19 protein-coding genes are annotated in these 26641 nt (G+C 62.7%); 13 read left to right on the top strand and 6 right to left on the bottom strand.

Going from position 1 to position 26641, the window contains the following annotated elements; all coding sequences use genetic code 11:
• The gene (locus tag BUS06_RS15655; protein ID WP_074265093.1) at positions 1–1146 is read left to right on the top strand and encodes a glycosyltransferase family 4 protein; all 1146 of its coding nucleotides are present in this window, start codon (positions 1–3) and stop codon (positions 1144–1146) included.
• Positions 1147–1223: 77 nt separating this feature from the next.
• The gene (locus tag BUS06_RS15650) at positions 1224–2582 is read left to right on the top strand and encodes a glycosyltransferase WbuB (protein WP_074266119.1); all 1359 of its coding nucleotides are present in this window, start codon (positions 1224–1226) and stop codon (positions 2580–2582) included.
• A 29-nt stretch (positions 2583–2611) separates the two neighbouring features.
• Here BUS06_RS15650 and BUS06_RS15645 read toward each other — a convergent pair whose 3' ends face one another.
• Positions 2612–3184 (bottom strand): hypothetical protein, encoded by a 573-nt coding sequence (locus BUS06_RS15645; protein ID WP_074265092.1) that lies wholly within the window; start codon positions 3182–3184, stop codon positions 2612–2614.
• A gap of 275 nt (positions 3185–3459) precedes the next feature.
• On the opposite strand from BUS06_RS15645, the gene BUS06_RS15640 reads away from it, so the two are divergent.
• Both BUS06_RS15640 and BUS06_RS15635 read left to right on the top strand, forming a co-directional pair.
• The gene (locus BUS06_RS15640) at positions 3460–4098 is read left to right on the top strand and encodes an LbetaH domain-containing protein (RefSeq protein ID WP_074266118.1); all 639 of its coding nucleotides are present in this window, start codon (positions 3460–3462) and stop codon (positions 4096–4098) included.
• A gap of 281 nt (positions 4099–4379) precedes the next feature.
• Positions 4380–6128, top strand: a complete 1749-nt coding sequence (locus BUS06_RS15635) for an FAD-dependent oxidoreductase (protein WP_074265091.1) — start codon at positions 4380–4382, stop codon at positions 6126–6128.
• 80 nt (positions 6129–6208) lie between these two features.
• On the opposite strand, the gene BUS06_RS15630 is transcribed toward BUS06_RS15635, so the two are convergent.
• Positions 6209–7408, bottom strand: coding sequence for a glycosyltransferase (locus BUS06_RS15630; RefSeq protein WP_074265090.1), 1200 nt, complete (start codon positions 7406–7408; stop codon positions 6209–6211).
• A gap of 272 nt (positions 7409–7680) precedes the next feature.
• Between BUS06_RS15630 and BUS06_RS15625 the strand changes: the two genes are divergently transcribed.
• A complete protein-coding gene (locus tag BUS06_RS15625; protein WP_074265089.1) occupies positions 7681–8847 on the top strand; it encodes an acyltransferase family protein in 1167 nt (388 codons plus the stop codon).
• A 78-nt stretch (positions 8848–8925) separates the two neighbouring features.
• On the opposite strand, the gene BUS06_RS15620 is transcribed toward BUS06_RS15625, so the two are convergent.
• Positions 8926–10197, bottom strand: coding sequence for a glycosyltransferase family 4 protein (locus BUS06_RS15620; protein ID WP_074265088.1), 1272 nt, complete (start codon positions 10195–10197; stop codon positions 8926–8928).
• A 134-nt stretch (positions 10198–10331) separates the two neighbouring features.
• Here BUS06_RS15620 and BUS06_RS15615 point away from each other — a divergent pair, with 134 nt between their 5' ends.
• The gene (locus BUS06_RS15615) at positions 10332–11579 is read left to right on the top strand and encodes an oligosaccharide flippase family protein (RefSeq protein WP_074265087.1); all 1248 of its coding nucleotides are present in this window, start codon (positions 10332–10334) and stop codon (positions 11577–11579) included.
• Between the two features lie 228 nt (positions 11580–11807).
• On the top strand, positions 11808–12359 hold the full coding sequence (gene rfbC, locus BUS06_RS15610; protein WP_074265086.1) for a dTDP-4-dehydrorhamnose 3,5-epimerase: 552 nt from the start codon (positions 11808–11810) through the stop codon (positions 12357–12359).
• A 50-nt stretch (positions 12360–12409) separates the two neighbouring features.
• Here rfbC and BUS06_RS15605 read toward each other — a convergent pair whose 3' ends face one another.
• Positions 12410–13858, bottom strand: coding sequence for a hypothetical protein (locus BUS06_RS15605; RefSeq protein ID WP_143787525.1), 1449 nt, complete (start codon positions 13856–13858; stop codon positions 12410–12412).
• Positions 13859–14165: 307 nt separating this feature from the next.
• On the opposite strand from BUS06_RS15605, the gene BUS06_RS15600 reads away from it, so the two are divergent.
• The 3 genes from BUS06_RS15600 to BUS06_RS15590 all read left to right on the top strand — a co-directional run bounded on the left by BUS06_RS15600 (position 14166) and on the right by BUS06_RS15590 (position 16387).
• Positions 14166–15206, top strand: a complete 1041-nt coding sequence (locus BUS06_RS15600) for a glycosyltransferase (RefSeq protein WP_074265084.1) — start codon at positions 14166–14168, stop codon at positions 15204–15206.
• A gap of 152 nt (positions 15207–15358) precedes the next feature.
• Positions 15359–15991 (top strand): GNAT family N-acetyltransferase, encoded by a 633-nt coding sequence (locus BUS06_RS15595; RefSeq protein WP_074266117.1) that lies wholly within the window; start codon positions 15359–15361, stop codon positions 15989–15991.
• Positions 15992–16042: 51 nt separating this feature from the next.
• On the top strand, positions 16043–16387 hold the full coding sequence (locus BUS06_RS15590) for a hypothetical protein (protein ID WP_074265083.1): 345 nt from the start codon (positions 16043–16045) through the stop codon (positions 16385–16387).
• Between the two features lie 109 nt (positions 16388–16496).
• On the opposite strand, the gene BUS06_RS15585 is transcribed toward BUS06_RS15590, so the two are convergent.
• Together BUS06_RS15585 and BUS06_RS15580 are read right to left on the bottom strand one after the other, a co-directional pair.
• Positions 16497–16658, bottom strand: coding sequence for a DUF1328 family protein (locus tag BUS06_RS15585; RefSeq protein ID WP_074265082.1), 162 nt, complete (start codon positions 16656–16658; stop codon positions 16497–16499).
• A gap of 117 nt (positions 16659–16775) precedes the next feature.
• On the bottom strand, positions 16776–18182 hold the full coding sequence (locus tag BUS06_RS15580; RefSeq protein WP_083611433.1) for a sensor domain-containing diguanylate cyclase: 1407 nt from the start codon (positions 18180–18182) through the stop codon (positions 16776–16778).
• 776 nt (positions 18183–18958) lie between these two features.
• On the opposite strand from BUS06_RS15580, the gene BUS06_RS15575 reads away from it, so the two are divergent.
• The 3 genes from BUS06_RS15575 (at position 18959) to BUS06_RS15565 (ending at position 26611) form a co-directional block, all read left to right on the top strand.
• Positions 18959–21814: a bifunctional glycoside hydrolase/polysaccharide deacetylase family protein gene (locus BUS06_RS15575; RefSeq protein WP_254368851.1), complete on the top strand. Its 2856-nt coding sequence runs from the start codon at positions 18959–18961 to the stop codon at positions 21812–21814.
• Positions 21804–25943, top strand: coding sequence for a tetratricopeptide repeat protein (locus BUS06_RS15570; RefSeq protein ID WP_074265080.1), 4140 nt, complete (start codon positions 21804–21806; stop codon positions 25941–25943). Before BUS06_RS15575 ends, BUS06_RS15570 begins: the two co-directional genes overlap by 11 nt.
• A 116-nt stretch (positions 25944–26059) precedes the next feature.
• Complete coding sequence (locus BUS06_RS15565) at positions 26060–26611, top strand: penicillin-binding protein activator LpoB (RefSeq protein ID WP_074265079.1); 552 nt, start codon at positions 26060–26062, stop codon at positions 26609–26611.
• Positions 26612–26641 lie beyond the last annotated feature (30 nt).

The raw sequence follows: 26641 nt of genomic DNA, 5'->3' as shown, positions 1-26641 counted from the left end.
ATGGCAACGGGTTCGGTCACGATCTTTCATAACGTGGTCTGGTCGCGCCACAAGGCTGTCGTTTTCTCGGCACTGCATACGATCTCGGCGGCAAGCCCGATCAAATATTCGATCGTTCAGATTTCCGAGACCGAACACTTCCGGCTCGGCTTTTCCGAGGTCGATTATTCATACCACCGCTATCCGATGCGCACGCTGTTCAACGGCTGCTACGAGGACGTGCCGACGTGGCGCATGATGTACCGTCTCACGATGGAAGTCCTGCGCACGCCGGCCGATCTCGTGGTGCTGCCGGGCTACCATCGGCCCGAGTACTGGGCGATGCTGCTTGCCTGCATTGCGACCGGCAAGCGCCGCGCGGTGTTCTGCGACTCCACCGGGCGCGACCGGCCGCGCCGCCTGCTGACGTCGATCCCGAAGCGAGTGTTTTTCTCCTTGTGCGACGGCTATTTCGGTTTTGGCGAGCGCAGCCGCGAATATCTGATGTCACTCGGCGCGAAACGTGAACGTATCTTCGTGCCGTGTCAGGCGGCGGCGTTACCGTGGTCGTTCGTGCCGGAGCGCGCGCTCGACGAGCGTCTGCATGCGCGCCGCAATCAGGACCCGGTGTTCCTGTTCGTTGGCCGGCTTTCGCAGGAGAAGGGCGTCGACGCATTGCTCGATGCGTTTGCCGCGATTCGCCAGCGCATTCCACAAGCAAAGTTACGCATCGTCGGCACCGGCCCGCAGGGCGAGCAGCTGCAGAATCGGGTGAACGAAAGCGGACTCGGTGAAGCCGTGTGCTTCGTCGGTAGTCTGCAGGACGAAGGGTTGTCGCGCGAATATTTCGGCGCATCGTGCCTGGTGCTGCCGAGCTTTAGCGAGCCGTGGGGTCTTGTCGTGAACGAAGCGCTCAGTCATGGCTGTCCGGTGGTGGTCAGCGACAACTGCGGCTGCGTGCCCGAACTCGTGATCGACGCCGTGACGGGGTACGCGTTCCGCTCCGGCGACGGCGCGTCGCTGCATCGCACGATGCTGAAGGCCCTCGAGGCGTTTGCGGATACGGAGAAAACCGCGCGCGCCTGCATGGACGTCATCCAGCGCTTCGATCCACCGAATGCGGCATCGAACATTGCACGAGGCTGCGCGGTGATGCTCGCAAGCTAGCTTGACGAGGCCGTGGTTGAAAAAATTGACACGCAGGCGCCGGCGCGCGCCGCGTGATGTGCCGAATGGGGATGGGTATGAAAATACTGATTGTTGGGCTCAACTACGCGCCAGAGCTCACCGGAGTCGGCAAATATACCGCCGAGATGGCGGAAGCACTGGTCTCCGAAGGTCATGAGGTGCGGGTCGTCTGCGGGCCGCCGTACTACCCGCAGTGGCGCGTCGCCGAAAGCTTCAGCGCCTGGCGCTATCGCCGCGAAATGCGCAACGGGGTGCGGGTGCAGCGGGTACCGCTGTGGGTGCCGGAAAGGCCCACCGGCGTTGCGCGTCTCCTGCATCTGGCGAGCTATTCGCTGACGTCGCTGCCGGTGCTAGCGGCGCAACTCGTGTGGCGTCCCGAGGTTGTGATGAGCATTGCGCCGAGCCTCATGAGCGCGCCTGCCGCCTGGCTCGTGGCACGTTTGAGCGGGGCGCGCGCGTGGCTTCACATTCAGGACTACGAGGTAGACGCGGCGTTCGATCTCGGACTCATTCAGGGCTCGCGTGCGCGGCGTGTCGCGCTTGCGATCGAGCGCTGGCTGTTGACGCGCTTCGACGTCGTGTCGAGTCTCTCCACCAGGATGGTCGAGCGCGCCGTCCTCAAGGGAGTCGATCCGCTCAAGGCGTACTGTTTGCCGAACTGGGTCGATACCCGCGCCATCGTTCCCCTCGTGCACGCCCGCTATTACCGCGAGCTGCTCGGACTCGAGAAGCGCAGTTTGCCGCAGACGGTGATTCTGTATGCCGGCAACATGGGATCGAAGCAAGGACTTGAAGTGCTGGCCGAAGCTGCGGTGCAACTTGCGGGGCGCACGGACATCAGTTTCGTGTTTTGCGGCAACGGGCCGGCGCGGGCGATGCTCGAAGCGCGTTGCATGGACCTGCCGAACTGCAGTTTTATGGCTTTGCAACCTGCGCGTCAGTTGAACCAGTTGCTCAATCTCGCCGACATTCACGTGCTGCCGCAACGCGGTGGCGCTGCGGATCTGGTGATGCCATCGAAGCTCAACGGCATGCTGGCGAGCGGCCGCGCGATTGTCGCGATGGCATGCCCAGGCACCGAGCTCCATGACGTCGTGGCGCCGCGCGGAGTGGTTGTGCCGCCCGAGAACGTCGGCGCGCTGGTTGAAGCAATCGTGACGCTGGCCGCCGATCCGGCACGTCGTGCAGCGCTCGGTGCAGCGGGACGCGAATATGCCGAACGCGCATTGTCGAGCACAAGCGTGTTCGGTGCGTTGAACAGGAAACTACTGGAGTTGTGTGGACGGGATAGCGCGGTGGTAAGCGGCGCTGAGGGCGCTGGTCCTGGCGGTGTCGTGCGAGGCCCGAACACGGGCAACGGTCTGGTACAGGAGAAGTTGGCGGCTGCACCGCTGGAGCCGACCCAGGTCGACTGAGCGTGATCGCCCCGCTGGACGCGCGGCTTTTACCAGGGCGACTTGTAGATTTCGCGTTGACCGGCACCGGCTGCTGCACCGCCGCCATAGAGCTGTTGTGTCGCCTTGCTGCTGCCGTAGAGCTGCTGTGCGGCGATATTCGGATCCTCGCTCAACACGCCTGTGGCGACGCCACGGCCCGCAGTGGCGGCATTGCCGCCAGCCTTGAGTCCTGGGGTGCCGGCGTTTGCGGTGCGCAGGGCAACACCGCCGGGCTGAGGCGTGCCGGGGGTGGCGAGCATATGTTCGACCGGCGTGACGCCACGGCCTTGCGGATTGGCCGCCGTAGCAGGAACGTTTTGCTGCTGGTCGTCGTCAAGCGTCTGTGCGCGGTAGACCTCGCCATACGCAGTCGGGCCGCCCAGTAGCGAGGCATCGTTAGTGCCGGGTGCAAACGCGGCCCGGTCGCCAGCGCGATTCGCAGCGGCAGCTGCGCCTGCTGCTTCGGCAGCGGGGGCGTTGCCGTAGGTTGCAAGCGACTGGCCATAGCTCGCAACGCAGGTTGCAGTGCTGGCCAGTGCGAGGGAGAAGGAGAGCGTGATGCGCAGGGCACGAGGTTTCATGGCAAGGCGTCCGGGGTACTACAGGTTGGCGGCACGCGCTATCGCGCTGCGTCATGCTAATGGTAGTGTCAACCGCGCAACGTCCCTAATAAGATGCCAGTCCAAAGCCGACAAAGCCTGTGCGCATCAAGCCAATCGTCGCTAGCAAGAACGAAACCTTGCGAGGACTGTGCCAATTTATTACGTAATGCTACAAGGCGAAATAGTGCCTGGCAGCGACGATGGACGAAGGTCCACATCGAGGTAGCAGCATGCAAGTGGAGCGCAATACTCAGATGAAACGCGACGAACTCAACGAACTCGATGCAGCGAGGGAATGGCAGGCGGATGCCGCAAAGGCGACGCCGGCGCTTTGCCCGGTCATCGATCTCAGCCTCGCGGGCAAGGGCAATTATGTGCGGCAGGTGAGCCGCCTGACCGAAGCGTTGTGGTTCGTGGTGGAAGCGTGCGTCATCAACAACAAGCTGGTGCCGTTCTCGGCGTTGCGCGTCACACTGTTGCGCTGGTTCGGCGCGAAGATCGGCCCCAACTGTCGCTTCGTGCATCCACTCCGCATCAAGGCGCCATGGAATCTCGAGGTCGGTGCGAACTCGTGGTTCGGCGTCGATGCGTGGATCTATAACCAGGCGCTGATCCGTATCGGCTCGAACGTGTGCATCTCGCAGGGCGTTTTTCTCACCGCCGGTTCACACGATTACGCCACCAACATGGATCTGCGCGTGGCGCCGATCGTGATTGAAGACGGTGCGTGGATAGCGTCGAAATGCGTCGTGCAGATGGGCGTGACGATCGGCCGTTCTGCGCTCGTGACGCCGCTTTCGGTGGTGCATCGATCGCTGGCGGCCAACGGTGTCTATGGAGGCAATCCGGCGCGATTTATCAAGCAGCGGTTTGCGCCACAACGCGTGCAGTAATGCGTGATAGCGCACACCGTTGTTCGCAATCCGCATGAAAGATAGATGGCAGTACTTGGCGTATTCGGGACCGTTCATCCCGGGCGACAGCAGACCGTATCGAGCGGCATGTCGACAGCAGTGCAGAGGTGCCTGAACACGTACCACTGAATGTCGCCGCGGGCCAGGTGGCGGCATGGCAAGTGCGTGTACCGCAAAGGTCCTCGGCAGTGCTCAGGAACATTGGGTGGCACGGCGTGGAGTGCCGGTACGGCGGCTGCACAAGAATCACGGGAGCGGGGATGTTCATCGACAGCCGGGGTGTGGAAGAGCGGTCGGTCATTAGGACCACCGTTTGCATAATCGGAGCAGGCGTAGCCGGTATTACGTTCGCGCTCGAAATGAACAAGCTCGGCATCGACACATGCCTGCTCGAGAGCGGCGGTTACAAGGCCGACGACGAAACACGCGACCTGTATCGCGGCGAGAACGTCGGCATTCCCTATACGTTCGCGGATGGCAGCCGCAGCCGCTTTCTCGGCGGCAGCAGCAATTGCTGGGGTGGCTGGTGCCGCCCGCTCGATCCCTGGGACTTCGAAAAGCGTGGTTGGGTCAAAGACAGCGGCTGGCCGTTCGGGCTCGAGGAACTGAAACCCTATTACGCGGCGACGCATGGCTTGCTCAAGCTCGGACCGCAGAATTTCGATCCGGCGTTTTGGGAGAGCTCGATCAACCGTTCCGATGTGCGCCGGCATCCGCTGCCGAGCGGCAACGTACGCGACACGATCTCGCAGTTCAGCCCGCCGGTGCGCTTTGGCAAACTGTACCGCGGCGAATTGCAGAAGTCGCACCATGTGCGCGTCTTCCTTAACGCCAACGTGCTCGACATCGACACGGATACCCAGGCGCAGAACGTTTCGCGCGTGCAGGTCGTCACGCTGAGCGGGCGCCACTTCGTGGTGACTGCAAAGATCTTCATTCTGGCCACGGGCGGCATCGAGAATGCGCGTCTGCTGCTGGCGGCCAACAAGGTGCAGGCGGTGGGTCTCGGCAATGGCCACGATCTGGTGGGCCGGTATTTCATGGACCATCCGCGCATCATGTCGGGCAGCATTCGCTTCAATCCGGCGTGGGCGCGCAACAAGCTCTACGACATCAAGTATCACTACCAGAACGACGCGGTGAAGGCTCACGGCCAGCATATCTCGTCGCAGTTCGCGCTGACCCAGGAGGTGCTCGAACGCGAGAAGCTGCTCAACGCGCGCGTGTGGTTCTATTCGATGTTCTATGGTGAGAACACCGATGGTGCTGAAGCACTGATCCGCTGCAAGCAGGCCTTGCTGAAAAAGGACCAGCCGGGCTGGAGCCTGCGCCGCGATATCGCCACGATGGCGTTGCATCCGGTCGAGGCTGGCTGCTTTGGCGCGGCGCGCCTGTTTCAGCCGCGCGCGCTGATCACCGACGTGAAGTTCCAGACCATCGTGGAGGCAGAGCCGAATCGCGATAGCCGCGTGACCTTGTCGACGCAGCGCGACCGTCTCGGCATGCAGCGTGTGAAAGTGGACTGGCAGTTGACGGAACTGGTGAAGCGCACCTTCGACCGCACCAACGCATTGCTCGCACAGGAGATGCAACTGGGCGGGGTGGCGAGCGTCTCGCTCGATGCACCGCTCGAAGGGCGGCCATGGCCGGAACAGATCGAAGGCACATGGCACCACATGGGGACCACCCGCATGCACGATTCGCCGCGCCAGGGTGTAGTGGATCGCGATTGCAAGGTGCATGGCATTGCCAATCTGTACGTAGCCGGCAGTTCGGTGTTTCCGACCGTGGGCGCAAATTTCCCGACCATCACGATTGTGGCCCTGACGTTGCGGCTCGCCGAACACGTGGCGCACGCGCTCAAGGGCCGCGAGCCCGGGCTGCAGGCGAACCTCGCTACGCTGACGCAAGCGCCGGCGGCGGGTGGGGAACTGGTGGGCGAAAAATTGCCGTTCGCAGCCGAGGTGCGGCCGTTGGGCGAGGATCTGCTGTTTCTGGCGAAGAAGTGAGGAGAAGCGCGGGCGCCCGGAGTTGGGGCGCGCGTGGGGCTCTGGGCTTTGGCGACTATGCTTCGGTAACCTGACTAAACCTAACCTTGCCCCAGCGCTAGCGGCGAACGCTCCTCTGCGCCTTGCTTGCGGCGGCCCTGCTGCAGCACACGCAGCAGATCGGCCGACATTGCATCCACCGTGAAGTGCTGCTCGAAGCAGTGCAAGGCCTGCTTGCGCATCTTCTGCGCATCGGTTGCGTCGAGTTGCAGCCAGCGGGTGAGGCTGGCGAGTGTGCCTGCAACCGTATCAGGCGCCACGAAGCCCGCACCATCCGCTTCGACTTCGCGCCAGATATTCACCTTGTCGGAGATCAGCGCTGGCAGGCCACAGGCGAGCGCTTCGGCCACAGCAATGCCGAAGTTCTCCTGGTGTGACGGCAGGACGAACGCATCAGCGGCATAGAACGCCCCCCACTTTCGATCGTCCTGCAGCATGCCAGTCCATGTGACGCGGCTCTCGATCGCGAGTTTGGCACTCAGGGTCTTCAACGTCGCGTTCCACTGGCCGCCGTCCGGGCCGGCCATCACAAGATGTGCCGCTGGATCGAGATCGCGCGCCGCGGCAAACGCCTGCAACAGCAGGTCACAACCCTTCTTGGGATGGATACGGCCGAGGAACAGGATCAACCGCTTGCCGCGCAGGGCCGGATAGGTCGCGTAAAACGCTTCGCGCAAACTTCCCGCGTCGGCGGGCGGCCGGTTGGTCCCGAACGCGACGACTTCTTCATTGACCCGGTAGAGGCGGAACGATTCGCGCGCGAGGCGACATTCTTCCTGGGCGGTAAACATCACACGCGTCGCATCGCGCAAGACCCGGTACTCGGCCCACGGCCAATAGAGGGACTTCTTGAGATGCTTGAGCGGGTAGGTGCGCTTGAACCATGGATCCAGCATGCCGTGCGGAAACACGTAATACGGCACGTCGAGATGCCGCAGTGCTTTCCAGGCGGCGTAGCCGTGGTACTGCCATAGACCGTTGACGATCACGGCATCGAATGAGGCAGCGTGTGCCTTGAGCCACGGCACCAGCTTCGGCGTGAGGCCGTACGAGCCTCTGGCGGGGCCGAGTGCATGAACGGGGAGTGGGAACGATTCGAGCCATGGCGCAGACGGGTCGTCGACAGTCGCGACTTCAATCCGATGGCCGAGCGCTGTCATGTTCACGCCGCTTTGCCGCACGCCTTCCGTGGGACCACCTGCGCGCGGGTCGAGCGTCGACAGCAAATGCAGAATCTTCATGGCACCGTATTCCCCCCAATTATGGTTTCGAATATAGCAGTGCACATTCGCGTAACCGCCTCGCGAGGCGCAAGGCGGCTAGCCTTCGGCGTGAATCGACTGCTGCCTTGGTACGTCTTCGCACACGGGTGTTGGAGTTCGCCAACAGTACACACAATGGCCGTGAAAGCCGTGATGTTGGCGGATCAAACCGTATCCGTCACAAGAAGATAAGAGGACGGATCGCGGAAACACGTTTTGAACACGTCAATTCCGTGTCAGGGGGAAAAATCATGCGCTGGTTTGGGACAGAAAATAGCAAAGGGCCCCAACGCTCGATCGAGCTCGATTTCATTCGGGGCATTGCGATCATTGCGGTGATGGGTTTTCATTTCCACAGCGTACAAACGGGCAGTGCGATTATCGCGGCCATCGAGTATCCGCTGAAGAGTTTCGGCCGTGAAGGGGTCAACTTGTTCTTCACGTTGAGCGGTTTCCTCGTGGGTGGGCTGCTGCTCAAGCAGTATGCCAAGGTGGGCCACATCGATGCGCGACGCTTCATTATCCGGCGGATCTTCAAGATCTGGCCCGCCTACTATGTGCTGATCCTGTTCCATGTGCTCTCGGGACGCCATCCGGCCAGCACTTTCCTGGTTCAGAATCTCACGCATATGCAGAACTATCTGGGCTCCTCGATTAGTCAGACGTGGAGTCTGGCGGTCGAAGAGCACTTCTATCTGTTTCTGCCAGCACTCCTGATGATCGTCGCGGCGCTCAGACTGCGGGCGAATGCGGTCATCGCCACGCTGCTGACCATCTGCGTGATCGTACTGGCGGCGCGCTGCGCGGTGGTCGCGAACGGCAATCTGGATGCCGCGTTCTTCTACACGCAATACCGCATCGACAGCCTGCTGTTCGGCGTGATTCTGGCGGCGGTGTACTGGATGAAGCCGGAGCTTTATCGCCGCCTGGCCGCGCACAAGAAAACCCTGATAGCGCTGGTGCTGGCGCTTGTTGCATGGCTCGTGCTCGCCACGAAGAACATTCCGCTCGACGAGAGCATCGGTTACACGATCCAGGCGCTCGGCTTTTGCGCGTTGATCGTGCTGACCATCGAGTACTCGCAGAAGCTGCGCGAAGCATGGCTGTTCCGTGCGGTGGCGTGGATCGGCGTCTACTCGTACGGTATCTACCTGTGGCACTCGCTGGCGCTTGCACCCGGCGACATGTTGATCCGCAAGTTCGCCGCATTGCATGTGCCGGCCATCGCCGCATGGGCGCCGGTGCTGATCGCGCAGTTTGCGATTGCGATCGTGATCGGCTATGTGACGACGCGCGCCATCGAGTTCCCGTTCCTGCGTATCCGCGATGCGATTTTCCCGGCTCGCCGCAAGGGCGCGAAGGGCGAGGGCATGCCGGAGGAACTGGAAGTGCCGGCGGTCGGCGGACAGGTCTCGTAACAGAGGAACCCCACTGGCAGGCATTGCTTAGGGGTTCTTCGCTTAAATCCCTGCTCAGGGAACTGCTCAAGGAGCCACTTATGGGCGTGGCACTGCCGCCTGAGTGGGCAGTGAGGCCGCGCCGCGAGTCTGGCGCGCCGACGACACTTGAATCGCGGACTGCAGCGTCTGCTTGAAGTGAGCCAGGGTGTTGCGCTCGAGCAGATGGCCGTTCGATGCGCCCGGCCTCACCCAGATGGAATCCAGCAGCGTGTCGAGAGCCTGATTGATCGAGTCTGGCGTGAGATCGTCGATCACCGGGCCCAGTTCGCCGTCCCGGCAAAACCAGCCAATCAGTCCGTCCGCTGTGGCGATGACCGGCCGCCCTGCGCGATACGCCTGCACCAGCACGCCGCTCATGCCGTAGTGTCCTTTATAGCCGAGCCAGATGATGTCGCAGGCCGAGAAGAGATCCTGTTCGGCGTCGCTGTCGATGAAGCGGTCGAGCACCACGGGCTCGGGGCTCAGTTGCGCGAGCGCGTCGCGCAGAGGCGCTCGTGCGTCCTTCTCCTGGGCGCCGGCGATCACCAGCGTCGGTGCGTCCTCTCGCGCAGCCAGCGCCTCGATGAGCTCGAAGATGCCCTTGCGTTCGCCGATCGAGCCATACACCAGCACATACTGCCCGTAGCCGGGCAGACCGAGCCGCTCGCGGGCGAGCCACGGGTCGCCAGGCACGGCATCAGGGGAGGGGTCGGCGAGATACTGCACCGGCGCAGCGCCGGGTTCAGGATGGCTCGCGCACCAGTCGGAGAGCGTCGGGTCGATGGTCAGCAAGGTTTTCAGGCCGCTTGTCCGCACTGCGCGGCGAAATAGCTGCTCCTTGATGGCATTGACCAGCGGACGGCGCGGTGCGCGCACGCCAGCCTCGTGATGATGGAAGGCCGCACGCATCGTGATGCCGATCCACGGTGTGTTGCCGAACGGTGAGCCGAGAAATGGCAACGCATAAAAGAAGTAGTCCACATACGGTACGACTGCCAGCACCACGCGGTACTCGCGGCTGACGGTGCGATAGATGTGCTGGAAATGGCGGAAGTAGCGCACGTAGCTCACTGAGCTGAGGCTCGCGCGGCTCGCTTCGGCAGGCGGGTCGACGAAGGTGATCTGCAGGTCCGCGTTGCTGCCGGTGCCGTTGTCGTTGCGGTTACCGGCGGCAAGGCGTTGCGCAAGCGGATGCGTCGCGTTCGCCGAGGCGGTCACGATGACGCACTGGTAGCCGGCTTCGACACACGCTTGTCCGGCCCACTCGGCATAGCGCCAACGGTGTCCGGAGAAGTCGGGTTCGATCACGAGGATAGTGTCTTTTGTCATACCCCGAAGGTAGCGAAAAACATTGTCACAGGCCTGCGCGGGGCCGATATCGGCTAGGAGATGGCGGTCCCCGCATAAACAGCCGCGTTACCGTGTCAGGCATGCTGTAGCAAATACTAAAGGGGAGGTCCGCTGTGAGATCGATCAGGGTTCCGCTTGTCTCGATGAGGCCTGCTTTCAATAGCAGTGCGGCGACCTGGGTCCTGATCCAGCAGATTGTCGTACGTGGCCTCGTGGCGATCAAATTTCTCGCGATTGGACGTCTGCTCGGACCGTCTGCGATCGGTAGCGTCAGTGTCGCGTTGCTCGCGGTGGCGATTGCCGAGTCCCTGAGCGATACCGGCCTCGCCCAGGCCGTGGTGCAGGCGAAGAGCACGCCCACTCGCACGGAACTCGGTGCGGTGTGGACGACGCTGACCACACGTGGCGCCATGATTGCGCTGCTGTTGATCGCGCTTGCACCGCTCATGAATTCGCAATTCCATCTGGGCGGTTCGCTGTTGCTGTTGCAACTGGCCGCTGCGTTGCCGCTGATCCGTGGCCTCGCCTCGCCAGCATATTTCATGCTTCAGCGCGAGCGGAGTTTTCAGCAGCTGGCTGGCGTCGAAACCTCAGCGGCGTTTACCGATTGCGCGCTCGGACTCGCGTGTGCCTGGGCGGGTACAGGTGCTTACGCCATGTTGATCGGCATGATCGCCGGAGAGACGCTGAAGACGGCGCTGACGTGGACCACGATGTCGCCACGGCCGCCGGTTCGTCTGTCGTGGCACGGCATTGGTCATTACGTGAACTTCAGCCGCTGGATCTGGGCGGGCAGTATCGTCAACCTGCTGCTCAACCAGTTCGACAAGGTGCTGGTCGGCAAACTGCTTGGGCCGGCGGCGCTGGGCGCTTATCAGATGTCGTCGAAGTTTGCGCAGATGTTGCTCGCGGACGCGGCCATCGCCATGCAGCAGTACCTGTTTCCGACCTTTTCCGCCCATCATCGGCGCGAGGACGGCTCGGCGCAAAAGCTGTTTGTGCGCTACTTTGCCATCGCTACGGTTGGGCTGGTGCTTCTGGTGCTCGTGTTGCGCGCCGTCGCCGGGCCGCTGTTCATGTTCGTGCTCGGACCGGCCTGGATGTCTGCGGTACCACTCTTCAGGATCTTTGTCATCAACATGGCGATCGGCTCGCTCATCGCCGTGCTGGTTGCCTACGTGCGTGCAATCGGGTTGCCGAAGGTAGCGACCCAGGCTGCGGTTCTGCAGATCATCACGCTCGTCATCACCGTGCCGCCTGCGACGCACTTCTGGGGCGTCACGGGTGTGGCGTGGTCCATGACAGTGGGTCTCGTCGGCAGCGCCGGCTGGATGTTTTACCGGAGTGTGAAGAGGACGTGATGCAGGTTTTTGAGTGCCCACGTGTCGTCGACGGGGCGCAGGATCTCTGGCGAAGCGGTGCCTGGCGATCGCCCGCGGGATCGAAGGAGTGATCGCATGAGCGCACATTTTTCACATGCTGCGAAGCAGGGCGTCACGCGCAGTGTGTGCAGCGGTTACGAACGGCTAGCCAGTCGACGCGCCGGTCCTCATGGCGGGACGGCAGCACCTCTTCACGGGAAGAGCGGCATGAGCATCAAGGTGACACGAACGGCGCTTCCGGAAGTCAAGATCGTCGAAACAGACCTGTTCTGCGACGAGGCGGGCAGCTCGTTCGAAACATTCAACGCCGACGAATTCGCCGAGTCGGTGGCCGGTGGCGTCGAATTCGTACAGGACGATCATTCACGCTCGAAGTGCGGCGTGTTGCGTGGTCTGCATTACCAGATTCACCGCCCGCAGGGCAAGCTCATGCGTGTAGTAGTGGGAGACGTCTTCGATGTGGCGGTGGATGTCCGCCTTAGTTCGCATACCTTCGGAAAATGGATCGGCGTGCATCTGAGCGCAGCCAACCGCCGGCAAATGTGGGTGCCGCCCGGATTCGCGCATGGCTTCGTGGTGATGTCGGATATGGCCGAGTGCCTGTGCAGGGCAACCGACTACTGGTATCCCGAACACGAGCGCAGCATCCTGTGGAGCGACCCGGATATCGGCATCGACTGGCCGATCGAGTTTGCGCCCATCCTCGCGCCCAAGGACGAAGCCGGCAAGCGGCTGTACGAGAGCGAGTTTTACGCGTAGGCAGGCATTACGCGTAATCGCTTCTGCTTCTGTCTCGTCGCCAGGCTGCGCTATTGCATGCCCGGCATTCCGGACGAGCCCGGCACACGAGTCACCCCGGGCACACCAGGCAGGTGCGGCATGCCCTTCACACCCGTGACGCCCGCGTTCAGCCTGGCGCGCGCAACGTTGATCGGCATCGCGCGGCGAGTGCGTGCTACGTGCATCCGATGCAGGTGCGCGTGCATCGAGATCATCAGGCCCAAGGCGACACCGAACACCAGCCCCGCAAAGCGTGGGCCGAGCGGATTGCCACCTATCGACGTCGCCGGCAAGGCCGCCACCATCAGAATCGCGCGTCCCATCACCGGCAGGTACAGTGAATTGGGTGCGACTGCCCGCCATTTTCTGTAAGCGATGCAGCAGCGGTAGAGCGAGTAGAGCAGCGCTAACGGTAGCGCAAGACCGAATACGATGCCGCCTGCGAACAACTGGTAGACCCAGAAGTTGTGCCCGGCGAACCACTCGTGGATTGCGTAGAAGTCCTTGGCACTGATCTGTCCTGCCAGATCCGGTAAATACGACGGAGAGTAGCGGTAATAGTGTCCATAGCCCTTGCCGAACAGCAGCGAATCGGGCGAAGACGTGATCTGGTCATACTGATCCTTCATTTCAGCCAGACGCGTTATCGTGGTGGGATCTCTGCCCGACTCGGTCGCCTTCGATGCGGACATGCGGATAGTCCAGTGTTCGGCGACGGTCGGGAAGAACGAGGCTCCGCCTGCGATCACCGCACCGCAGATGACGGCGACGAGCGCCGCGCGCAGCACTGCGCGCATCAGACGATGGATCGACGGCGCACCCAGCCAGGTCGCCAGCATGAGCAGGAGCAGTGTGCCCAGCATCAGGCTTCGCGTAACGCTTAGCAGTTCGATCACCACCGTGATCATGAAGATGAAGATAGAGAACTTGGTAAAGCGCTTCGCAATGACGAATTCGTGGAGCAGGGCAGCCTGAAGGACCAGGAAGGTGGGGGAGACGATGCGGTAGCGGACGTCGTCGAGACCGGTGGCCGTGGTTTTCATGCCGTACACCAGCGTGAACAGCAGACAGAGGACGTTCGCCCAGAACAGGGCCTTCTCGATCTGCCCGATGCGTTGTTCGTGCCAGGGATGGCACATTACCCGGTAGCCGAGCAGGAACAGCAGAAATGGCAGCAGAACGCGCAGGTAGTTGCCGAAATCGTTACCTTCCAGCAGTTGCGGCACGATGCTGCCGAGGACAGTCACCATCACCGCAACGCTGACGATCGAACGAAGCTTGGCCTTGCGTGCAAAGCGTGGTGCAATCAGTTCGAGGACGAAGCCGGCGCCTAGCACCGGTATGACGAGCAGGATCTGCGCGAGATGGCTGCGCGCGTCGTCGGCCGCCTTGTAGTCCAGCGCGAGCGGCAACAGGAAGATCCATAGCCAGAACGAAGTGAAGAAATTGCGCATCACGGGCTCTCTCTTGTTCCACATGGATCGCCCCGGCAGATGGTATTTGCCATGACCGTATCCCCCTTTTTTTCTGAATATAACAGTGGGTACCCCGCCATTCGGACGCGCGGCGTCAAACGACTAATTTTCGGCGGCGCCGCACGGATCGGTGGCGCACACTCGTCAGGTTGATCGTCTACGGCCTGTCTGCGAACGCCGCTATGTTGGCGGGCGAGCGCGTATAGCTCAGTGGACCATTAATTCATCGCACGTTTATCGATTGCGCGGAGGCCAGGTGAAATCAGTTTTGGTATGCGGGCCAGGAGCCAATGTGGGTGGGCCGGGGAGCATGGCACGCTTTCTGACGCACATGACCGGGGCGCTCAGGTCGCACGGTTGCGAAGTCATCGTGCTAGGGGCGAAGGAGCTGGAAGACGCGCAGCGGAATCATGCCGTATTGAGAATCCTCGGCAGGCTGCACGTTCCCTGGCTCGTGATTTACTGGGCTTTCGTGTTCGATGCGTGGCGCTCGGCGGGTTATCCGTTGATTGTCGTGACATCCCAGGAATACGTGGTTCCGTTCGCATTTTCAAAGCAGATTCCGATCTATCACGACATCATCCAGTACTTCTATCCGCGCAACAGAAAGTCGCTTCTGTTTTATCGCTACTACCTGCCATGGGCTTCCAGAAAAATGGGCTTTATTTACAGCGTGACCCATGCGACTGGACGCATGATCAATCAGGTCTACGGAAAGTTGCCGTACCACATCTGCGGCGTTCCGATAGACAGGCAGTTTCTGTCCTCTGTCGGCGAGGCGCCTGCCGGTGAACGCTACGAAGCGGTGTGGGTGGGGACGTTGGCTGAGCACAAGAACTATCAGCGCGTGCTGGGATACGTCAAGGAAGACGCCGAGGGCACGGGGACTGTCGCGATGGTCGTGCCGCGCGAGGCGGCGCCGGTTCTGACGCAAGAGGTCGAGGCGCTAGGGCTCGCAAAGAGAATCAAGGTATTCACGGGCCTGAGCGATGACGAACTTTCGAGTATTTACCGTCGTTCCGCCACGGTCATTTCGACCTCGGACCTCGAGGGCTTCTGCATGCCGGTTCTCGAAGCGGCGCTGTGTGGCTGCCGTCCGGTCGTTCCTGACCGCGCAACTTTCAGGGAGAACTTCGGTGGCTTCGGCGTGCTGGTGCCGCAAGGTGCCGCTTACGGCGCATATATAAAGCATGCAGAAGCTCACTTCGAACGAAGCGAAATCATGGAGGGGGCGCAAGCTCACGACAAGGTCGTGCGTGACAGGTGGAGCGCAAGCATGGATGAAATCGCGGCCGCGGCGATCGTCGGCAGCACGGGCGAAATTGTCCGCGAGTGTGGTCACTTCGTTTGATACACGCCCGCTTTCCTGCTGCAAGCCTTGGCGGCGGCCACCCGGCCGCCCGGCGATGTATGCAGTTTTTACGACATTTTTTCTTGCGGGTGCTCACAGGCCAAATCTACACTTCAATCACCTGATGATGAATGTGGATGGTCAAGGTGAGTATGAATCAGCGCGCAGCCCTGCAGCAGCCCCAGCGGATCGAGTATGTCCGGCGCGGCCTTGGCCGTATCGAACTGCGGCGCTTCGATCCGGCGCGCGATTCGTTCGATGCGCTCACAACCATGCTGCATCGCGCGTTTGAGCGGCTCGGCACGATGGGCCTGAACTGTAGCTGCGTCGATCAGAGCGTCGCGGTGACGCGTTCGCGGGCTTCACGCGGCGATTGCTACGTGGCTGTATGCGATGGCCGCATCGTCGGCACCATGACCTTGTATGCGCCCGATCGCGAGTCGCCTTGCGAACTGTACTGCCGCGACGATATCGCGAGCCTGCGCCAGTTCGGCGTCGAACCGGCCTGGCAGGCGCGCGGCATCGGTACGCTGCTGCTGGCCTTCGCCGATCACTGGGCGGCCACCCGCGGCTATGCGGAACTCGCTCTGGATACCCCGCAGCCCGCTGCACATCTGGTTGCGTTTTATCGCGGCCACGGCTTTCGCATTGTCGACTTCATGCGCTTTGACGGCAAACGCTACGACAGCGCGATTCTCAGCAAACCCGCAGTGGCGGCGCGAACCCTCGCCACGTGGTCGCAGCGGCTCGAACTGCCGCGCCGCCAGATTGCCCGCGCGGCATAGGCTGCCATGCGAGACCCCCTAAACAAACCAGCAGAAGGACCGAAGAAAGAGATGGTGCACCCAAGACCGGGGATGATGTTCCGGGGCATGCTCAAGGTCGTGTTGATCGCGATTGCGGCAAGCCAGATCCTGACCACTGCGTTCACGGTGCTTGCACGGCAGATCGACGCGGGCATCTCGCCGCAGATTGTTTCCGTGTTCGGTTTCGTGACCTGCGGACTCGTTTCGATGTGGCTGCAGGCCGACGCGCGCCGCGCGTTCAGCTTTGCCAAAGAGAAGGGTTTTGTCGCCGCCGCGCGCGACGGTCAACCGGGGCCGCGCATCGCGGCCGATTGTCCGCGGCGCTGGCTGGTCGTGCTGCATATCGAGCTTAATCCTGCGGCTGCGGCGCTCTGATCTCATCGAGGCGCAGTCGCAAACTGGGCCGCAACTATTGCAATCCGGAGGCGCAACAATTGCAATGCGCGACGGCCCAGTCCGGTGTTCCTTTGGCCCTCGCTAGCCGTCAGCGTCGCACCACGCCCATCAGCAAGGTCACGAGGAAGATCACGATAAAGATAAAGAACAGGACCTTGGCGATCTCAGCGGCGCCGGCGGCGATGCCACCGAAACCGAACACTGCAGCGATGATGGCAATGATGAAGAAAATTGCAGCGTAGCGAAGCATGGGCGTCTCCTCGTTGGATGGCTGGAATGGTCGAAGCGGCGGACGTCGGTCTGCGCTGCGCCTCAACGGCTCAGCACGCGCGTGCCACTGAGCGTCTGGCAGCAACTCCTGTGCCCGTCACAGCGAACGGGCCTGAATCGAGGCAAGGCCGAGCGGCGTTGCTTGCCAGGCCGTGACGCGGTCGCGGCCGGCTTCCTTGGCGCGATATAACGCGGCGTCGGCCTGGGCAAGAAGCTCGGCGGCCGGTATGGCCGCCTCGGGCTGCGAAGTCGCGACACCCACCGAGACGCTTACGCAGCCCGCGTCGGTGAACGGGGCCGCGACGGCGAGGCGTGCGACTGCCGCGTGCACGTTTTCGGCAAGCTTCGTGGCCATCTCGTGGTCGCAGTCCGGCAGCACGACGACGAACTCTTCGCCACCGAAGCGCGCTACAAAATCGCCGCTGCGCCGCAGACTGGCCTGCAGCGCACCGGCAACGGCGACCAGGCATTCATCGCCGCGCAGATGCCCGAGCGTGTCGTTAAAGCGCTTGAAATGATCGATGTCCACCATCAGGATCGACAATGCACGTCGCGCCGTTTGGGCATGGCCCAACGCCATGGGGTAGCGCTCGTCGAAGTAGCGGCGATTGAAGATGCCGGTCAGGCCGTCGCGCGACGCGAATTCGCTCAGCCTTGCATTGGCCGCGTGCAACTCGCGATACAGGTGACTGATTTCCCAGATCAGCACGCCGAGCACCATGCTCGAAGCCAGCACCGATTCGAGCCGGGCCACGTACCAGCCGATGCTATAGCGCGAGTTCGCCGCAATCGTCACCAGCACGTCGCCAAGTCCGGCAAAGAGGGCTACGCCCAGCCAGAGTTCGAGCAAGGTCTGCAGGCGGGTGCTGTAGACCAGGTAGAGAAATGTCCCGGCGGTCAAGATGGCGATGTTCACACCCGAGGGACTGTTCGGCAGCCGTTGGTACGACCGGGGGTCGACCAGTTGGGGCAACCAGGCATCCCCGCGGATCGCGATGAGGCAAAGCAGCAGCGACAAACAAACCGGGACACCTAACGAAAGCAGGCCGACAAGACGCGTCTTCGCATGCGGCACTGGAGCCTGGAAGCGGCGGCGCACGAACAGCGCGGCGAGGATCAGCAGTGGCGAGCCGCTATGCCAGAAAGCCCAGATCCATAGCGCGCTCTGTGGCCCGGCGCCGAGCAGCCCTTGCGGCGAGAACACGCCGGGGAAGACCATCAACTGGATCGCGACCGTGACGGACGTGTACGCGTAGGCGCCGCTCAATGCAGCGAGAAACGGCCCACGTGTGATCATGAACTGCGTCCACAACAAATAGGCGGTGAGGCCCTCGGTAACGAACACGGCCATCGCGAACAGCGGCAGGAAGGCCGCGATATTCGGCTCGCGGACATTTGCCACCGGCAGCACGGCCAGAACCACGCTCAGAATAAGGCCCGCTACGGCATACGCCGCAAGGCGATGACGCCGGCTGGCCGGCAGGCTCATGATGCTGCTCTTCATGCGACGCTAGAGTGAAGTGATGAGTTGGACTGCGAAAGAATATTGAAAGACGTATGAAAGCAGGGCGTGGCTTGTGTCCCACGGGCATTCTATCGACTGGTGTGGCGTTTGGGCGACGCTTGTACCCGTAAGGAAGGATGGGATGGCCGAATATTTGGGAATTGACGCGCGCCCAGGATCGCCACGACACTGAGGTCGAATGACGATTGAGAATGGGGTCCGGAATGACATCAGAAAGAGCACAATTCGCGCACCGCTTATTCCGGCATAGAAAATAAGTCAGCGCTTTGCGAATGCGGACGATAACGTTTGCGGCCTATTCGTATCATCAATTAAATAGTGCGACCGTTCGCTGGCGTACGTTGCCATTCAATAGTCAACGATCGTTAAATTTTAACAACGGAGATTGGGTGGTTATTAACCTTGGCGGAAACGTTTGCGGGCGCCTATTGGCGGGGGCTTCATCTCATAATTGCCGGCCAACCTGTTGATCTAATTGGCATTGGCGTTATCACTTGTCTCAAAAATAATACTTACTTTATTCGGCGAACGCGCTAAAATGCGCGCCGAATCATCGTATCAAACGATGCCTTTTGCGCGTCGATCGATCCTGTCTGTAGCAGCATGAATCCGGTTACCTGTTTTGTCCCGGGGAGGGGATGCCGCGGGGTAGTGTGGTCAGCATTATGAAGTCGAATCGGTAGATTTGGCCTGAATAGCTGGGCCGTGTATCGCCGGTCGCCAATAAAACATTCAAAGCGATCATAAGAAATCAGATGCGAACGAGGATTGCGCCGAGATTCGGCGCGCAAGTGGGGGCCCCGGGGGTGGTGGCGCTCATCAAACGACTACAGCTGAGTACGCTGGCGACGAGAGCGGTGCGTTGCTGCGCCGCTACACTCATCGTTCTGGCAACGAGCCTCGCGCCGAACCAGGCTGCGTACGCGCAGGCAGCGTCGCCGGCCCATGCCGGCGAGGCGCTTGCCGGCGTCTCCGGCCATCCGGCACAGCCGAACCTGGCGCTTTTCTTCGGTTCGAACGTCCCGGTCGATCTGCTGCAGGCATTCGACGCCGTGGTGGTAGATCCCACGCGTGGTTTTGATCCCGCAGCGCACCCGCTGGCGCATACCGTGTGGATAGCCCGCACGCACCCGTCGGATCCGGGCGTCACACCCAACGCTTTTGCACAATCCCTCGCGCCGCTGTGGCAGCGGGGCTATCGCGGCTTCCTGCTCGACACGCCAGCGGCGATCGCGGCCGCCGAGGCTATTCGTGCCGCCCATCCGGATGCACGCCTCGTCGTCGCCGGCCCGGACGCGCTGCAAGCGGCGCAAACGCATGCCAAAGCCTTGTACGCGGTGATTGGCGATTCGCTGGTGCGTGGGCTGGGCAACGGCGGTGCACAGCTGCTCGACGTGCCGGACGCCACGCGCGCGAGCCGTGTCGCCGCTGACCGCGCCTTCACGCAGCAGACCGGCGTGCCGGTCATTTCGCTCGAATATTGCCCGCCTGCCGACCGCGTGTGCGCCCGCGCGACGGCGGCCACGGTGCTGGCGACGGGCGTGGCGCCGTATGTGACGGACGCTGCCGCCGATGTAGTCGGCGTGGGAGCAATCGAAGTGCTGCCGCGCAAGATCCTGGTGGTGCAAGATCCGGCTGCGGGTCTGCCGCTGGACGAAACTCCGGGCGTGCGCGATCTCGCGACGCCGCTCAACTATCTCGGCTATGACGTCGAATACGCCGACGCCAATGGCCAGTTGCCCAGCGACATCACCCCGGATCGGTACGCCGGTGTCGTCGCGTGGTTCCAGGGCGACGATCTGCGTGACAGCAGTGCATGGCGCTCGTGGGTAGAGGCGCGCATGGCGGCGCACGTCCCGGTCGCATTTCTTGGCCAGTTCGGTTTTGACGCCGAGCAGGACGACGGCGCGGCGCTCGATCTGCTGGCCGTTGCCGGTCCCTTCAACGATCCGCTGGAAATCGTTTCGCGAGATCCGATGATCGGCTTCGAGATCGACCCGAAACCGGGGCCGCGCGACCTCGTCGGTATTCAGGTAGGCGCCGCGAGCCATTCGCTGCTGCGCGTGCGCTCGGGCAACGCCACGCTCGATGAAGTCGCGGTCACGCCGTGGGGCGGCTACGCGATGAACCCATACACGATCGTATCGCTCAACGGTATCGGTCAGGAACGCTGGGCGATCCAGCCCATTTCGTTTCTCACGGCAGCGTTGCGCCTGCGGCAGATGCCGGCCCCCAACGTGACGACGGAAAACGGCCGGCGCCTCTTCATGACGCACGTGGACGGCGACGGCTTCGCGTCACGCGTCGAATTCCCCGGGGCCGATTACTCGGGTGAAGCGCTCTATGAACAGGTATTCAGCCGCTACAAGATCCCGATGACCCTGTCGGTCATCGAAGGCGAAGTGGGGCCGAAGGGCCTGTATCCGCAGATCTCGCCGCGTCTCGAAGAGATCGCTCGCAAAATGTTCGCACTGCCGTACGTCGAGATTGGTACGCACACCTATTCTCACCCGTTCGAGTGGGAGGACATTGATGCGACGACGGGTGAGCGGATCGATCGCGGCGGTGGCGATACGGCGTTTTCGCTGAACATCCCGAACTACAAGTTCAATATCGATCGCGAGATTACCGGCTCGATCGACTACATCAACACGCGCCTCGCGCCGCCGGGCAAGAAGACGGTCATCCTGCAGTGGCCCGGCAACTGCGAGCCGCCCGCGATCGTCGTGCGCAAAACCTATGCGGCGGGCGTCCAGAACATCAATGGCGGGGACACGGTCATCACGAAGAGCGCGAACAGCTGGACCAATATCGCGCCGATCGGTGTCGACAAAGGGCCGGGCGCGTATCAGGTGTACGCACCGAATCAGGATGAGAACGTTTACACCAACGACTGGCTCGGCCCGTTCTACGGTTTTACGCGCGTACTCGAGACCTTCGACCTGACCGACAAACCGCTGCGCTTCAAGCCGATCGACATTTACTACCACATGTACAGCGGTACCAAGGTCGCATCACTGCGTGCGCTCGACCAGATTTTCTCGACGGTGCTCAAAGAGCCGGTGCTGCCGGTCAGGATCACGGATTACACGCACAAGGTGCTCGACTGGCATAACTTCGCGGTTGCGCGTGCGATTGCGCCGGCGGGCGCCGCACGCAGCCCTGATTCGAACTGGATCGTGCGTGGCGACGGCGAAGTGCGCGAACTGCGTGCGCCTCCAGGCAGCGTACCGGATCTGCGCGCGTCGGCCGGTGTCACCGGTTACGACGTGGGCGCCGACGGCACATACATTCATTTCGCGGATGGCGCCGCGTCATTTGCGATCACCCAGGCCGATGCGGCGCAGACGGCGAATGCACAACTGCCCTACATCGCCGTCGCCAACGGTTACGTCCGTCAGTTCAAACGTACGGCGCGCGGGATGGCATTCGAGTTTGGTGGCTATTACCAGCCGTTCGTACAACTGGCCAATGCTGGCACCTGCAGTGTCGAGGTTGCCGGCCGGTCCGTGGCTGTACAACGCAACGGCTCGTCCCTGCGTTTCGACACGTCCGCGAGCGCGGATTTGCAGATGAACTATCAACCGGTCGAGGTCAACTGTGCGCGCTGAGCGTCCGCGTATCGCTCCGACCAAGCTCGTCCTGCTGCTTGCTGCAGTGGTGCCGCTGACGATGATCGCGTCGTCGCCGCGCGGTGGCCTGCAGCAACGGCTGGCATCAGTAGGCGCGCCGAGCGATCTGAGTGCTGCCTACCTCGAAGCCTGGTCGAAGGTCCAGCCGAACAACGAGGAATTCCTCTCGCTGCTGGGTGCGCAGTACACGTCGCTCGGGCGGATGGACGACGCCGCCCGGGTAGCCCGGCGGATGGAGGCGCTCGGTTCGACTCACATGCGGCTTGCCGCGATGATGCTGCGGCTGTCGATCGCCGAACAGCGTACGTTTGCGATTCCCGAGGACGACCCCCGCCGCGAAGCCGCGCTTGCGAATCTGCGTGCGCAGTTGACGCAGGCCGCGCGCTTGCCGTGGGCGCCGAAGGATCTCGAATGGCTGGCGCAGCGTTGCGCCGCGGTTGGTTTGCCCGATCTGGCGTTGCAACTCTACACGCGTCTTTCGGCGGGCGACCCGGGCGGGCGCAACGGTTGGGATACGCAGATCACACGCTACGCCATTCAGACGGGCGACTACCGCGCTGGGGCCGATGCCTGGTTCCGCCAGCAGGCCGCGGCGAAGACGCGCGAAGAACAGCGGCGCTGTTTCATTGCGGCGATCCGCACGCTGCAGTCAGGCAATCTGTTGAACGAGGCGCTGACGGCTGCCGATCAACATCTCGGCGCGCTCGATACCGATCCGGCAACCCTGGTCGTGTTGCTCAATCTCGCGCGCGCCGCCAACCGGCCCGATCGCGTCGATTACTACGCGAAGATGCTCGCGCGCTACGCGCAGGCGCAGCCATCCGGGCCTGACACGGCTCTGGCACAGGATGGTACGGCTGCAATCGCATCCGACGCTCCGCAGGGTGGGGAGCGAGACGTGTCGCAAGACACGCCGCAGTCGGCGTATGCCTATATGGATGGTCCGCTGCCGACGCACCATGGTTTCGCCTCGGTGAGCATGCGCAAGGCGACGGAGTGGTGGGGCGTGATCCGGGTTGCCGCGAGCACGGGTGCAAACCCGGTGCCCACGCCGGCGCCGGGCACGAAGCCCGTTGCGGCGCCGAGCCCAGCGCCCGCCGTTACGGCTACGCTGGCAGCCGCCGCGACACCCAGCCCGGCACCCGCCGCGCCGGCCAGTCCCAAGCCCGTTGCGCCAGCCGACCCGGCACCCGCCGCGGCGCCCGCACCGGCCTCCGACGGCACCGCGCCGGGCGGCGGCAAGGATCCGAAGGTAGCCGACCTCGTATTCCAGTCGTTCGTCGAATCGGGTGACCTTGCAAATGCCGAGAAAATCGCCCAGCAGCAGGTCCAGCGGGATCCGCGCTCGGTCCTGTGGACGAAGCGTCTCGCGCAGACCGCCGAGTGGGACCGCAATCCGTCGCTCGCGTTGAATGCCTGGCTCGACTACGCAAGACTGTCGAACGACCCTGTAGGTTGGCAAAACGTCCTGCGCATCGCACCGATGCTCGACGACGACAACGCGTATCTTGCGGCCCTCGTTCACGCGTCCCAGGCGTCGCCCGACGATCTGAAGCTGGTCGACAACGTGATCGCGACTTACGAGCGGCTCGGCCGGCCGGACGACGGCCTCGCGTTTTTGCGAGGCTTGCCGCGCGGACACAACGCCGATGCAATCGATCAGCGCATCGGCGCGCTCGCCGAACGCGCGGGCCACGACGATCAGGCGCTCGCGGCGTACCGCGCCGTGCAGTCGCGCGATCCCGGCAACGCGGGCGCTGCGCTGCGTACGGCGAGCGTGCTGTATCGCGAGGGTAATTACGAGGCCTCGTTCGCAGCACTGCAAAGCGCACGCGGCAATGCGAAAGACAGCGATACCGACTACTGGCGCAACTACGCCGAACTCGCACGCCTGTTGCAGCGTGACGCCGAGGCGAGCGAAGCGTACCGTCACCTGCTCGCGGGCGGTGACAGCACGCCGGAAGACCTTGGTGACATGACGTACTTCTTCGATCCGTATCCGATCGATGCAGCACGGGTTGCCGAGTTGCAGTACCGCCGCGATCATTCGCCGCGTGCGCTGCAAAACGCGATCTACTACTACACCGACGCACAGGCGCTCGACCGTGTGGCCGCGCTGCTGGCGAGCCTCACGGAGCAGGAGCGCGACGAAGCGCTGCAGTCGCCCGGCGTACTCGGTGTGCGCGCCGAATACTATCGCCTGACCGACCAGCCCGAGAAGGCGCTCGACGATCTGAAGCACGCGGTCAATCTGCCGGGTGCGACTTCGGACCTGCGCGCGGCCTATTTGTGGACCCTGGTCGACTACGGCACCGACGCGCAGCTGGATGCGACCTTGAAACGCTGGCGTGGCACGGAAGACAGGAGTGCTGCGTTATGGGAACCGTACGCGGCCGCCGAGATGCGCCTGAACCGTCCGGTGCGCGCGCTCGACTATCTGCGGCGCGAATCCGCGTCGTTGTCGCGGGATCCGCTGTGGCTGATGACGTATGCCGACGCCCAGGAAATGGCAGGCCGCCCCGATCTCGCCTGGTCGATCCGTCATAAGGTCTGGCAGCAACTGCAGCAGGATGAAGCGGCATTGGCCAAACTGCACGGCGCGGCACGTGCCGCGCAGCGGGGCCGTTCCGGCCAGGACGCTGAAACCCTCGCGGACATTCGTGGCCGGCGCGTGACGCTCTCGACGGATTTCCAGACCGGCGACGACTCGGCCGCCATGCTGAACGATCTGCTCTCCGGCACCCAGTCGACGGAGAGCGTGAAGCTTGCCCGCCGTTCGCTGCTCGGTACTGCCAAGGGTTTGCCCGGCGCGGCGCCCGAAGCCGGTATCGATACCGCGCAGAATAACCGCCTGCGCGATGCAGTCGCCAAGGACGTAGCGATCGCCTGGGGTGTGTCGCACGAGAGCAATCCGCTCGCGAAGCGCTGGCTGGCCCAGCAATACGCGGCGCGCCTTGCTCAGCCAGCCGATGCGCGTCTCACGATCGCACTCGCGGAAAACGATACCGGCGCGATGGAACAACTGCTCGCGCAGGAGCGCTCGCGCCTGCCGCTGGACGATCGCATCGACGCCGAGGTGGCAACCGACCGGCAGGGCCGGGCAGAGCAGCTCGCCTTCGACGGACTCGACGGCGCTCCCGACAACAACGACGTACATACACGCCTGACCGAAACAGCGCTCGACTGGCCGCAGTCGATCGACGCGAGCGTCGTGAACTATGTCGAACATCCGCTCGACTACGTCGCGCAGACGCTCGCCGGCAGCAAGAAAATCGCCGACCACTACCTGATCGGCGCGACGGAAGTGCAGAACTTCCAGCGCTCGACGGACATTACCCAGCTCGTCAATGTTCCGTCCGTCGATCGCTCGCTCAGCTTTTTCCTGCAGCGGCAGACGGTGGATTCAACGGCGAGCGTGACGATCGGCCGCCGCGAGGCGCTCGACAGTTTCTACACGGTGCAACTCGCAGCGGAAACGGGCCGCAACTCGGATCTGCAGTTCGGCGTGCACGCTGGCCGCAATCAGCTCGCAGACGAGGACCAGTTCCTCCAGATTGGCGGCATGAAGGACAACCTGGTCGGCGACTTCACGTGGCGCGCAACCCAGCAAATCACGATGACCGGTAGCGTCGAAGGCGACCGCTTCTACAGCCAGGCGCGCGATTACATCGGCAGCGGGCTGCTGGAAACCGGTGAAATCAGCTACCGGATCCGCACGGGCTACCCCGATTACACGTTCCGTCTGGTTGGCGAACACGGCGGTTACGGTGCGAGTGGTTCGGCCGACAGCCTGATTTCGCAGCTCGAGCCGGCGGCCTTGCAGCCGGCTCTCGCCAGCGACTTCATACCGCAGAGCTATACGCAGTATGGCCTGTACTTCGGCTTCGGCAACGACCTGCTCAATCAGTACACGCATGCATGGCGGCCGTTTCTCGATGTCGGCATCGTGCACAACTCGATCCAGGGGTGGGGGCCTGACGTCAGCGTTGGACTCGCGGGTTCGGTGTTCGGCGGCGATCATCTCGCGCTGTATTTCGAGCATCAGTCCGTGTCGCGGCTGGGTACGCCGCAGACGGTGGTGGGTATGCGCTACAACTGGTTTTATTGATCCGGGCGAGGTCGGGGGCGGGCGGCGGGGTTGCCGCAACGCTTATGTAACGTAGATAACGTAGACACAAGCTACGAATTCGGCAAGAAAGACGACATAAACTGAGGAGTGGTTCGATGAGCAAGACTAAAGGATGGTCCCGTATGGCCGGCTGGTCCGCCGCGCTGGCGACATGCGCGCTGTTGCTCGGCGCATGCAGCTCGATCCGGCAGACCGGCATGCCGGCTTTGACGTCACAGGATTCGGTTGCGGTGGTGTCGATGGCTAACTTCACCGAAACGCCGGCCGCCGGTGGCAGCGCAGCTGCGATCGCTGCGAACGTGCTGCGCGCGAACGGTTTCGCGGACGTGCGCCTTGCACCGGTCGACGGCGCGAATACCGCCATGTTCGACACCGCGCAGCGCGACACGGGCGAGAAGCAACTCGGCTGGGCGCGCGATCAGCACATCAAGTACGTGCTGACCGGTGCGGTCGAAGAGTGGCGCTACAAGGTCGGTGTCGACGGCGAACCGGTGGCTGGTCTTACGTTCCAGCTGATCGACGTGACGTCGGGCCAGGTTGTCTGGAGTGCTACGGGCACGCGCAGTGGCTGGAGCCGCTCGAGTCTCTCGAGTGTCGCCACGACGCTGATCGGTGGCCTGCTTGCACCGCTGCACGCGCATTCGTGAGTGACGGCACGCCGTCATCCGCAATTCGCT

It is taken from the genome of Paraburkholderia phenazinium, from assembly GCF_900141745.1.
In the GTDB taxonomy this organism is placed as follows: Bacteria; Pseudomonadota; Gammaproteobacteria; order Burkholderiales; family Burkholderiaceae; genus Paraburkholderia; species Paraburkholderia phenazinium_B.
This window is presented reverse-complemented; position numbering and strand designations above follow the sequence as displayed.

Bases quoted from the DNA above. Each gene is read 5' to 3' on its own strand.
- BUS06_RS15575 (WP_254368851.1), top strand. From the start codon at position 18,959: ATGCGAACGAGGATTGCGCCGAGATTCGGCGCGCAAGTGGGGGCCCCG.
- rfbC (WP_074265086.1), top strand. From the start codon at position 11,808: ATGAGCATCAAGGTGACACGAACGGCGCTTCCGGAAGTCAAGATCGTC.
- BUS06_RS15565 (WP_074265079.1), top strand. From the start codon at position 26,060: ATGAGCAAGACTAAAGGATGGTCCCGTATGGCCGGCTGGTCCGCCGCG.
- BUS06_RS15600 (WP_074265084.1), top strand. From the start codon at position 14,166: ATGGCACGCTTTCTGACGCACATGACCGGGGCGCTCAGGTCGCACGGT.
- BUS06_RS15580 (WP_083611433.1), bottom strand. From the start codon at position 18,182: ATGAAGAGCAGCATCATGAGCCTGCCGGCCAGCCGGCGTCATCGCCTT.
- BUS06_RS15590 (WP_074265083.1), top strand. From the start codon at position 16,043: ATGGTGCACCCAAGACCGGGGATGATGTTCCGGGGCATGCTCAAGGTC.
- BUS06_RS15620 (WP_074265088.1), bottom strand. From the start codon at position 10,197: ATGACAAAAGACACTATCCTCGTGATCGAACCCGACTTCTCCGGACAC.
- BUS06_RS15650 (WP_074266119.1), top strand. From the start codon at position 1,224: ATGAAAATACTGATTGTTGGGCTCAACTACGCGCCAGAGCTCACCGGA.
- BUS06_RS15655 (WP_074265093.1), top strand. From the start codon at position 1: ATGGCAACGGGTTCGGTCACGATCTTTCATAACGTGGTCTGGTCGCGC.
- BUS06_RS15630 (WP_074265090.1), bottom strand. From the start codon at position 7,408: ATGAAGATTCTGCATTTGCTGTCGACGCTCGACCCGCGCGCAGGTGGT.
- BUS06_RS15640 (WP_074266118.1), top strand. From the start codon at position 3,460: ATGAAACGCGACGAACTCAACGAACTCGATGCAGCGAGGGAATGGCAG.
- BUS06_RS15635 (WP_074265091.1), top strand. From the start codon at position 4,380: ATGTTCATCGACAGCCGGGGTGTGGAAGAGCGGTCGGTCATTAGGACC.
- BUS06_RS15645 (WP_074265092.1), bottom strand. From the start codon at position 3,184: ATGAAACCTCGTGCCCTGCGCATCACGCTCTCCTTCTCCCTCGCACTG.
- BUS06_RS15625 (WP_074265089.1), top strand. From the start codon at position 7,681: ATGCGCTGGTTTGGGACAGAAAATAGCAAAGGGCCCCAACGCTCGATC.
- BUS06_RS15595 (WP_074266117.1), top strand. From the start codon at position 15,359: ATGAATCAGCGCGCAGCCCTGCAGCAGCCCCAGCGGATCGAGTATGTC.
- BUS06_RS15605 (WP_143787525.1), bottom strand. From the start codon at position 13,858: ATGTGGAACAAGAGAGAGCCCGTGATGCGCAATTTCTTCACTTCGTTC.
- BUS06_RS15585 (WP_074265082.1), bottom strand. From the start codon at position 16,658: ATGCTTCGCTACGCTGCAATTTTCTTCATCATTGCCATCATCGCTGCA.